Raw genomic sequence first — 9,909 nt, 5'->3', positions numbered from 1 at the left:
CCGCGATGGTCGGGGCGGTCGAACCCAATGTGCCGCTGCTCGCGGTCTATCTCGCGCTGACGATCGCCGGGCTCGCGGGCGTCGCGCGCGCTCGGCGCTGGCCGTGGCTCGCGCTCGCGGCGCTGATCGGCGGGATCGGCTGGAGCCTGTGGATGATCCTCGCGAGCGCGGCGCTCGACGTCGTCGGGGCGCTCTCGATCGGCGGCTTCGTCCTTCTCCTCGCGATCGCGCTGCCGATGATGGCGTTCGACGGACCGCGCTCGACGCTGCTGCGCACCGCCTCCGCGGTCGTCGGCGCACTCCAGCTGGCGCTGCTCGTCGGCTATGGCGGCTTCGCGCCGCTCCACTGGGGGCTGTTCGCGCTGATCGCCGCCGCGGGGCAATGGCTCGCATGGCGCGAGGGCGGCTTCGCGATCGTTCCGGCGATCAGTCTGCTGCTCTCGCTGGCGCTGCTGGCCGCCTGGCCCGACCCCACCCCCTTCTGGTTCGGCCTGATCGGACTGTCGCTGCTGATCATCCACGCCCTCCCGCTCCTCATGCGGCTGTGGGTCGTCCCAAAAATGCTGCGTCCGGCGCTCGAACTTTGCGCGATCGCGCTCGCCGCCGCCGCGCTGACGAAATGGCATTTCTGGGGCATCGCCGATGGCGCGCTCGCCTTGATCGCGCTGGGCGGCGCACTGCTCGCCGCGACCGGTATCGCGCGCGGCTGGAAGGTCGAGGGGCGGACGAGCGATGGCCGCCTCGCATGGCTCGCGGCGACGGCGGCCGCGCTCCTCGCGCTCGCCATTCTCCTTGTCCTTCCCGCCTGGCTGGCGCCGCTTGGCGTCGCGGCGGTGGCAATCGCGCTGCTTTTCTTTGGGAAGGCCGCGCTCGATCCGCGCATCGAACGCGTTGCGGCGGGGTTCGTCGGTGCCGCACTGATCGCGCTCGTCGCAACGCCGCGCGCCTTGGCCGAACTGCCACGGCTGGTTGAGGGTGCAAATGGCGCAGACACCATGGCGCTCGTCCGCTGGGGCGGCCTTGCCGCCGCCGCGCTCCTGTTCGCGGTTCGCGGCGAAGGCGCCATCGTGCGCCGGCTGGGTCAGATTGGCGCGGCCTTGTTCGCCTACGGCGCCTTCGCGCAGATCTTGCCCGCGAACGCGCTGATGCTCGCTCCGGCGCTGGGCGGAGCGGCGGTACTCCTTGCCACGCGGCGCGTCGCCTTCAGCCGCGTCGATGGCGCGGCGGCCAGCCTCGCAGCGCTCAGCCTTGCGTGGGCGGCGCTCCCGGTTGCCATCTGGTCAACAAAAGCATCGCTGTCGCTCGTTGGCGTCCCGATGCAATTCGACGCCGCGCTGCTCACGATCGAACCGTTGCTGCTGCGCCTGCTGCTTCCCGCATTGCTGTTCGCGATTCCCGTCTGGCTGGCCCGCGATGCGCTCCCCCGCTGGCTGTGGATCGCCGCGCTCAGCCTCGCCGCCATCCTCGGCGGCATCGCCGCCCATTCGCTCTATCGCATCGGCTTCGCCGCAGCGGCGGGCGGGGACTTCGTCACGACGGGCATGCTTCAGCGGCTGATCTGGGAAGCGTTGCTGATCGGCGCCGGCTGGTTCGCGGTGGCGCGCGGGCTGCCCGGCATCGCCCGTCCGCTGCTCGTCGCGGGCACCGCGCATGCGCTCTTCTATGGCCTCGTCCTGCACAATCCCTTGTGGTCGGCGCAGGCGGTCGGCGGCTGGCCGCTCGTCAACCTGCTCATCCCGCTCTTCCTGCTGCCGTGGCTGGGGCTGATGCGAATGCCCGCGCTTTTCGCCAAGGCACCGGCACAGCTCGACCGCGTAATCCAGATTGCGACGATGCTGCTCGCCCTGGGCTTTGCATGGGCGACGCTTCGCCAGCTGTTCCACGACGCGCTGCTCGCCCAGCCCGGCGTCACCGAGGCCGAAAATATCCTGCGCTCGATTCTCCTCCTCGCGCTTGCGCTCGGCTTCCTGCTGTGGGGTATCCGCGCCAAGCGCCACGACTGGCGCATCGCCTCGCTGGTGCTGATGATCGGCGCGGCGGGCAAGGTCTTCCTCTTCGACGCCTCGGGGCTCGAAGGGCTCGCGCGGATCGGCTCGTTCGTCGCGCTCGGCTTCAGCCTGATCGGGATCGGCTGGCTCTACAGCCGCCAGCTGGCCCCCGACCGCGACAATGCCGCGCCGGCATCGGCCTGAAACCTCCAAGCAAATAAAGAAGCGAAACGATGCCGCGCAGCCTGCCTCCCGTCCCGGCCTGGTCCTCGGCGCTGATCGCCGCGCTCGTCGGCTTTGGCGGAACGATCGCGCTCGTGGTCCAGGCGATGCGCAACCTCGGCGCCTCGGGCGACCAGACGGGGTCGGCGGTCACCGCGCTGTGCCTCGGTATCGCGGTCGCGGGCGCAATGCTGTCATGGCGGCTGCGCATGCCCGTGGTGCTCGCCTGGTCGACTCCCGGCGCGGCCTTGCTCGCTGCGGCCGCCCCCGGCCTGCCGTGGCCCGCCGCGATCGGCATCTTTCTGTCCGCGGCGCTGATGATGATCCTGCTCGGCCTCGTGCCGCTGCTCGGACGGCTCGCCGAGCGCATCCCCGCGTCGATCGCGTCGGCGATGCTCGCGGGGGTGCTCCTGCCCTTCTGCCTCAAGCTGTTCGGGCTTGGCGCGGCCGACCCGCTGCTGATCGCCTTGCTCGTTGCGGTCTTCGTCGTCGCACGCCAGCGGCTGCCGCTCTATGCGCTGCTCCTCGCGCTCGCGGCGGGCATGGCGCTCACGCTGCTGCGCGGCGACATCGGCCCGCTGCCGCCGGGTGCGACCTTCGGCACGCTGATGCCCGTGGTTCCCGCCTTCGACGTGCGCGCGATCCTCAGTGTCGGCGTGCCGCTGTTCCTTGTGACGTTGGTATCGCAGAACCTGCCCGGCCTCGTCGTGCTGCGCGGCGCGGGCTATAAGCCGCCGCCCCGCCCGCTGATCGCCGGCAGCGCCCTCGCCTGGCTCGCGGCGGCGCCCTTCGGTGCGCACGGCCTCAACCTCGCGGCGATCACCGCGGCGATCTGCACCGCCGAGGAAGCACATCCCGATCGCGCGAAACGGTGGACCGTCGGCATGCTTTACGCGGGCTTCTATCTGCTGCTCGCCATCTTCTCGCCGCTGCTCGTGCGCCTCTTTCTCGCGCTGCCGCCCACGGTCATCGCGGCGCTGACGGGCGTCGCGCTGATCCCCGCGCTGCTCGGTGCGATGGAGGCGATGATGTCGGCAAAATCCGACCGCGACCCCGCGATCCTGACCTTCCTCGCCACCGGATCGGGACTGACGCTGTTCGGGCTGGGATCGGCTTTCTGGGGGCTCGCCGTCGGTTTTCTGGCGCTGGCGGCCAGCAGGTGGCTGACGGCGCGCGCCTGAAATTGAATAGCCCAAAATGGTACGGGTGGCCGGACTCGAACCGGCATTCTGTTGCCAGAGGCGGATTTTGAATCCGCTGCGTCTACCAATTCCGCCACACCCGCGTGCAACTCGAAAAGCCGGAGCCCTTCGTCGGCGCTGGCGCTATATGCGGGCTCGCCGACGATTGCCAGTGCTGAAAACAACAGTAGAGGAATCTTTGGCTTATCGCGTCGAACGCCTGTGGTGCGTTACCAGCAATGTGCGGCGGCTGGCCGCGATGACCGCGCCAATCGAGCAAGCCGCATCCGCGCATTGACGCGATAACTTCGTCAGCGCGAAGCGACGGGGTGTTCGCCTGCCGCTTGAAAGGGCGGCATCCGGCCCGCCGCGCGATGGCGCGCGATCTGATGCTTGAGCGCGGCCGCGATGTGCAAGACGAGGAGCGCGAGCGTGATGAACACCAACAGTTCGTGAACGCCGCCGAGCCGTTCGCCGGCTTCTTCGGAAATTCCGGGGATCAGCGGGAGCGGAATGCCGCCAAGCAGCGGCGTCACCGATTTGCCCTCCGCGCTCGCACCGCCCGACACGGCCATCAGACCGGTGAGCGGCAGCGCGATCAGAAGGACGTAGAAGGCCCGATGCGTCCAGACGCTCGCGAGGCGCTCCCAGCGCGGCAGTTCGACCGGAAAGGGCGGCGGCGGATGCGCAAGGCGCCAGGCCAAACGGACAAGCGCCAGCACAAGGATCGTCGCCCCGAGCGTCTTGTGTACGGCGAACATGTCGCCGCGCGCCGGACCGCGGTCCATGCCGGAAAAGGTGAAGCCGACGATCACCTGCGCCACGACGATCAGCGCCATCAACCAATGCAGAAGCACCGCGCCATCATTATAGCGCAACAGCCGTTCCTGCGGCGTGGCTTCGGGGACGCTCGCCATCTCGGTTCAACGCCTCATAAATGCAAACGATCCATCGGGCGGGAGTCCGTCTTCCGGACAGGCTGGCGCGCGCCGAGCGCTATTCGATCAAAAATCCGAGATCGTTTCATCCTCGATCGCCGCACGGATCATCCGGTCCCAGACATCGGCGTCGCCGACCGCGAGCATCCGCCCGCTTGGCTCGCGCAGCGTACGAAGCGCCGCGAGCGCGGCGTCGGTATAATCGGGCCATAATGCATCGACCGCCGGACCCGCCGACGCGAGTTCGCCTTCAGCATTTCTGCTCAGCGCATGACCGGCGAGCGCACGCGCGACACGCTCGACGGGAGCGGTCGCGGCATGGTCGAACTTGCCGTGCGACATGGTGGATCTCCTTTTCGTGACATGACCTCAACGTCCGCACGCCCGCCCGGGTTGCAGGGCGGCGCGACGAGCGGCCATTACTGCGCTGCGGCCGTCGCTGCGGCGCTCGATCTGCGGACCCGTAGCATTCATAATCCAAACGGCTTCGCTCCATCGCCAGCAACCGCTGTCCGGCACGAATCTCGATAAAAATTGCGCTTTCGCCCGCCGTTGCTGAAACTTGGCGGCGCGCCATTCGTTACTCATGGCGTAAACAGTGAGACGCGAAAGGAGTCGACGTGATTACCTATGCGCTTCGTTACGAGGATGATGGGATCGGCATCGAAAAACGGGTCGAATTCGAGGCGGATACGCCGGCGCAAGCATTGTTGATCGCGCAGGGCGAGGCCGAGGGGCGCTGGGCCGAACTCAGCGCGGACGGCCGGCCGATCTGCCTGCTCGGGCGCGAAAATCTGGGCGCCGGCAACTATTGGATCATCCGGCCGCAGCAGCATCGCGAAATTGCCACTCTCGACAGCGCGCCATCGAACGCGGAGCGCGCGGTGTAGCAGGCCGGAGCGCCGCGATATGGATTTTGCGATAGACCGACTCATCTTCGGCCCCGACGACGTCGATCTCGGACGCTCGCCGCTCGCCGGCGCGTTCGATGCCGGGACCTATGTGCTGGGCGCCTTCAACCCCGGCCTCGCCCGGCTCGATAACGGCAATTTGCTGATGATGGTGCGTATCGCCGAAGCCTTGCGCGAGCCGATCGCCGATGGTCATGTGCGCGCGATCCGCTGGACCAAGGGCGGCTATCGCCTCGACGCCTGGCCGCTCGACCTTTGCGATACCGCCGACCCGCGCAAATTCATGGTGCGCGGCGGCGCGTGGCGCGTGATGACGCTGACCTCGCTGTCCTGGCTCCTGCCGGTCGAGCTGTCGCCCGACGGGCTCGAGCGCGTCGCGATCCATTATGAAAAGGCGGTGGCGCCGCAAGGCAGCTTCCAATGCTATGGCGTCGAGGATGCCCGCATTTCGCGGGTGGATGGTCGCTGGCTGATGACGACCTGCTCGGTAAGCCCCGAACGGCATTCGACGACGCTCTACAGTTCGGCGAATGCGGTCGACTGGCGCTTCGAAGACATCGTCCTCGATCACCAGAACAAGGACATGCTCATTTTCGAAGGCCGCATCGACGGGCGCTACTGGGCACAGACGCGCCCGCTGGGCGACCTCTATTTCGCCTATCCGCCGGGCTCGGAGTGGCGCGCGGGACCGTCGATCAACCTCGCGACCTCGCCCGACACGCTCCACTGGAAACCGCATCTCGCGCCGGGCATTCGCCCGCATGCCGATACGATCGCGACCGCGCGGATCGGCGGCGGCACCCCGCCGATCCTCACCGATGATGGCTGGCTGACGCTCTGGCACGGGGTCGAACCCAAGGAAATCGTCGGTATCTACCGCACCTATTGGTCGCTGCTCGACCGGCGCGATCCGTCCAAAATCCTGCGAACCGGCCACCAGCCGTTGATCGAAGCCAATGCCGGCCTCACGCGGCCGCTGGAGGACCGGCTCTACGTCCGCGACGTCGTGTTCACGACGGGGATCGCCGACGGGGGCGACCATTATGTCGTCGCGTCGGGCGAAGCCGATCTCGCCTGCCGCATCACCCATATCCCGAAGTCGGTTTTCGCCGCCTGAGATGCGGGAGGCTCCGTGGGCGGCAAAAACGTCCGGACACCATCGCCGGGCTGCAACTATCGCCGTGTAGCGCCGTTCCCTTCTTCGAGAGGAAAGCAAATGGCAAAGGTAGCGGAATCGCACCCGGATGCGCTCTGGCTCCGGGGTTTCGCGGGGATGCTCGGCGGCTTCGCGCTCGCCTGGATCACGGCCCGCGCGCTGCGCAGGCGGATCGCGCCCGCGAGGGCGGATCGCCATTCAGCCGCCTTTCGCGACCGCGAGACCGATGCTGAAAATTTCGATCAGACACGATCGGCCGGCCCGGACGCGATGCGCGACGGGATCCGCCGGCCATGGGAGGCGATCGATCAGGCCATCGACGAATCCTTTCCGGCGAGCGACCCGCCGGCAACTTACGGATCCGGAAACGCCACCGCCACGCCCGCGCGCGATCGCCCGCAGAAGGGGGATACCCAAAGGAGCAATGTCGATGCTCGATGAACGCGATGCGCACACCGAAATGCCCGACCTCAAAGGACGCCGCGCCATCGTAACAGGCGGCACGACCGGTATCGGCCGTGCGATTGCAGTGCTGCTCGCGAGCTATGGGGTCAAAGTCTATATCTGCGGCCGCACGCCCGATCATCTCGGCGACGCGCTCGAGCGGATCGCCGAGGTCGGCGAAGGCGGCGGCATCGCGGTCGACCTGTCGATCGCCGAGGATGTCGACCGTTTTTTCGAGGCGGCCGGGCAATATCTGGGCGGCATCGATATCGCCATCATCAACGCCGCCATTCCCGCCGATGCGCTGGCCGACGCGGGCGAAAGCGAAACGCGCTATCAACTCAATACCGATTTCACCGCCTATCTGATCTGCGCCCAGGAAGCCGCGCGCCGGATGGACGCCGGCAGCGACATCGTCTTCATCGGCTCGATGTCCGCGGTTTCGCGCAAGGGCGGCAGTTCGATCTATGTCGCAGCGAAGGCGGGCATTCAGGGCTTCGCGCAATCCTTTCGCCAGGAACTCGCCGAACAGGATATCAAGGTCGGGCTGATCGAACCCGGCTTCACCGGCGCCGATTTCCAATATCCCGAATTCCCGCCCGGGAAACAGGTCGAACTCATCAACCGGCACCAGATGCTGCGCGCCGAGGATATTGCGGTCGCGGTGCATTTCATGCTGTCGCAACCGCGCCGGACGGCGGTTTCGCTGATGCGCGTCGAGACGCGGCTCGAGCATCTCTGAGAGCCGGCCGGAAGCCTCAGGCGAGGTGGCGAAGCAGGTCGTCGATCGAGGCAGTCGCGAAGCCGATCGCGCTGTCCGATATGCCGAACGGAATGAAAAGCTCGTCGGCGACGCGCATCGCGCCGCAGGTATAGACGACATTGGGCACATAGCCTTCGCGGTCGCTCTCGGCGGCGGCGAGGATCGGGCAGGACGTGCGCGCGAGAACCCGCGATGGGTCGTCGCGATCGAGGAGCGCCGCCCCCAGGCTGTATTTGCGCATCGCCCCGACGCCATGGGTGAGGAGAAGCCAACCCGCATCGCACTCGATCGGGCTTCCGCAATTTCCCATCTGGATGAATTCCCAGGGAAATTCCGGGCGCATCAGGATCGATCCCTCCTCGTCCCAGCGCGTCAGCGTATCGGACGCGAGCAGGGTGATATTCTTGCCGTCCTGTCGCCCGATCATCAGATAGCGTCCGTCGATCTTGCGCGGAAACAGCGCCATGCCCTTGTGCCGCGCGGCGCGTCCGGTGAGCGGCGCGAGGCTGAAGCTTGTAAAATCGCGGGTGCGCAGCAATTCGGAGCGGATCGCCTGCCCCGAATAGGCGGTGTAGGTTCCGATATATTCGGTGCTGCCATCGTCGTGAACGAAGCGCACGAGGCGGAGATCCTCGAGCCCGTTGCGCTGCGCCTCGGTCACGGGAAAGAGCACGCTGTTCGAGATCGCGCTGTCAGGCTGGCGGTGCACCGTCACCGCATCGTCGGGGCCGAGATGATGGCGGTCGTCGGCAACCGCGGCCATCGCCGGTCCCGATTGCGGCCAGAGGTGGAAATCGCCGCCGGGGCCGATGATGCCCTCGCGGAACGCGACCGAGCTGATATGGCCCTCGCCCACCGCGCGCATCGACATCAGGAAGCGCTGCTGGTGCGCGGCGAGCCCCGCCTGATCGGGGTGCGGCACGACGCTCGGGTTCATCAGCGCCGCCGCAGCATAGCTATATTCGTGACAGAAATAGGCACCGATCAGCCGCCGCTTGACCGGCGAGACGCTGCCCTCGGCAAGCGCCAGATCTTCGGCGATCTCGGCGAAGCGTTCGTCGAAAATGCGGCCGATCTGCCAGTGCCGTTCGGAAAAATCCTTCCAGATCAGCCCAAGCTCGAGCTCCGCCTGATCCTCGTCGAGCGCGACGACGTCGGCGACGAGTTGCGCGGCGCGCGGCGGTTCGGAAACATTCGACGCCCATGCGAGGTGGAAGGGCCGCAAGACGACCCGCGCGGGATCGGCGCTGAGCTTTTCATTGAGTATGTGCAGCGGCGACTGGTCGGGTCTGCAGATCAGCATCGATAAGGCCCGCCTTTTCTTTGATCCCTCGCCGCCAGAATAGGTCGTCCATCGTCTGATAGGCAAGGTGAAATGCCAGCACCGACTCGGCGCCGACATTCGCATTGACGCCCCGTGGGGTCAGTCCGTCGCAGCAGCGCCCGGTCGCAGCGCTCGCGAGCGCGACCGACCGGTCGTTGTCCCCGTGGAACCAGCGCCACGCGATGTCGGCGCGCGCGTTCCAGCGCGGCAGCCCGGTCGAGACGAAGGCTTCGCCGCAGGCGGCAATCGTCGCCCACGCCTCGACCGGCTGCTGGTCAAAGGGCAAGCTCTCGCCGGCGAGGCCGAAGCCCTCGGATCCCGCCGGGCGGAACCATCCGCCCGCAGCGGTCTGGCGGTCGCAAAGCCAGTCGAGCGCCGCAAGCCCCGCCTCTTCGAGAGGGAGCGAGCGCAGCCGGCGACCCGCGCGGAGCAGCGCCTCGGCGAGCCGGGCGTTATCATAGGAAAGCCCGGCTTCGAACCAGTCCCACCCGGGGCGGCGCGATGATGTCCATAGCGCGTGGAGAAACGCGCCGCCGCGTTCGATCAGCGCGCGCGCATCGGCGTGTGCGGGGTGGCGCACAAGCAATTCGTCGGCACCAAGCATCGCGAAGGCAATCGCGCGCGGGCTCCGGAAATCTTGGGCCATCGCAGCGGTGCGCCCGAACCAGTCGCGCGCCCAATCGGCGAGCCCCGAAAGCGGCGCGCGCCCGGCACAATGGCCGAGCGCCCAGAGCGCGCGCCCATTGCTGTCCTCCGACCCCATCGCCTCGAGCCATTGGCGGTCATAGCCCATGAAGTTGCGGAAGCGGCCGGCCGCGGGATTCCATGCGTGCTGAACAAAGCTGGCATAGCGCAGAGCCAGCGCTTCGTCCTGGGCAAACGCCTTGGCTTCGAGGCCGCTCACGAGCATCAGCGCGCGCGCATTATCGTCGATGCAATAGCCATGGGCGCGATCGGGAACGATGCCGAGGCCATGCTGGAG

General features: G+C 67.4%; 9 protein-coding genes, 1 tRNA gene and 1 pseudogene. 6 read left to right on the top strand and 5 right to left on the bottom strand.

Annotated features, from left to right (window positions below; genetic code table 11):
• Nucleotides 1-2,192: DUF2339 domain-containing protein (locus VJ811_RS13720; RefSeq protein WP_324073253.1), on the top strand; the 2,192-nt coding region annotated here is incomplete at its 5' end.
• Between the two features lie 29 nt (nucleotides 2,193-2,221).
• Nucleotides 2,222-3,391: a benzoate/H(+) symporter BenE family transporter gene (locus VJ811_RS13715; RefSeq protein ID WP_324073251.1), complete on the top strand. Its 1,170-nt coding sequence runs from the start codon at nucleotides 2,222-2,224 to the stop codon at nucleotides 3,389-3,391.
• A gap of 17 nt (nucleotides 3,392-3,408) precedes the next feature.
• On the opposite strand, the gene VJ811_RS13710 is transcribed toward VJ811_RS13715, so the two are convergent.
• The 3 genes from VJ811_RS13710 to VJ811_RS13700 all read right to left on the bottom strand — a co-directional run bounded on the left by VJ811_RS13710 (nucleotide 3,409) and on the right by VJ811_RS13700 (nucleotide 4,671).
• Nucleotides 3,409-3,495, bottom strand: a tRNA-Leu gene (locus tag VJ811_RS13710).
• Nucleotides 3,496-3,702: 207 nt separating this feature from the next.
• Entirely contained in the window at nucleotides 3,703-4,308 is a 606-nt protein-coding gene (locus VJ811_RS13705; protein ID WP_324073249.1) for a cytochrome b, read from the bottom strand.
• A gap of 87 nt (nucleotides 4,309-4,395) precedes the next feature.
• Nucleotides 4,396-4,671 carry a hypothetical protein gene (locus tag VJ811_RS13700; RefSeq protein ID WP_324073247.1) on the bottom strand — a complete coding sequence of 92 codons (276 nt, stop codon included), beginning with the start codon at nucleotides 4,669-4,671 and terminating at the stop codon, nucleotides 4,396-4,398.
• 278 nt (nucleotides 4,672-4,949) lie between these two features.
• Between VJ811_RS13700 and VJ811_RS13695 the strand changes: the two genes are divergently transcribed.
• The 4 genes from VJ811_RS13695 to VJ811_RS13680 are packed head-to-tail and all read left to right on the top strand — an operon-like array spanning nucleotide 4,950 to nucleotide 7,582.
• Entirely contained in the window at nucleotides 4,950-5,219 is a 270-nt protein-coding gene (locus tag VJ811_RS13695) for a hypothetical protein (RefSeq protein WP_324073245.1), read from the top strand.
• Nucleotides 5,220-5,238: 19 nt separating this feature from the next.
• A complete protein-coding gene (locus VJ811_RS13690; protein ID WP_324073243.1) occupies nucleotides 5,239-6,357 on the top strand; it encodes a glycosidase in 1,119 nt (372 codons plus the stop codon).
• A 15-nt stretch (nucleotides 6,358-6,372) separates the two neighbouring features.
• Nucleotides 6,373-6,837, top strand: a complete 465-nt coding sequence (locus VJ811_RS13685) for a hypothetical protein (RefSeq protein ID WP_324073241.1) — start codon at nucleotides 6,373-6,375, stop codon at nucleotides 6,835-6,837.
• Nucleotides 6,827-7,582 (top strand): SDR family oxidoreductase, encoded by a 756-nt coding sequence (locus VJ811_RS13680; RefSeq protein ID WP_324073239.1) that lies wholly within the window; start codon nucleotides 6,827-6,829, stop codon nucleotides 7,580-7,582. The genes VJ811_RS13685 and VJ811_RS13680 overlap by 11 nt, the downstream gene beginning before the upstream one ends.
• Nucleotides 7,583-7,598: 16 nt before the next feature.
• Here VJ811_RS13680 and VJ811_RS13675 read toward each other — a convergent pair whose 3' ends face one another.
• A complete protein-coding gene (locus VJ811_RS13675; RefSeq protein WP_324073238.1) occupies nucleotides 7,599-8,906 on the bottom strand; it encodes a glycoside hydrolase family 130 protein in 1,308 nt (435 codons plus the stop codon).
• A pseudogene (locus tag VJ811_RS13670) lies at nucleotides 8,860-9,909 on the bottom strand (glycosyl transferase family 1); the annotation flags it as partial. The gene VJ811_RS13675 and the pseudogene VJ811_RS13670, both read right to left, overlap by 47 nt.

The organism is Sphingopyxis sp. (assembly GCF_035250425.1).
Lineage (GTDB): Bacteria > Pseudomonadota > Alphaproteobacteria > Sphingomonadales > Sphingomonadaceae > Sphingopyxis.
The sequence above is the reverse complement of the archived record's forward strand: the minus strand, read 5'-3'. Positions and strand labels throughout refer to the sequence as shown.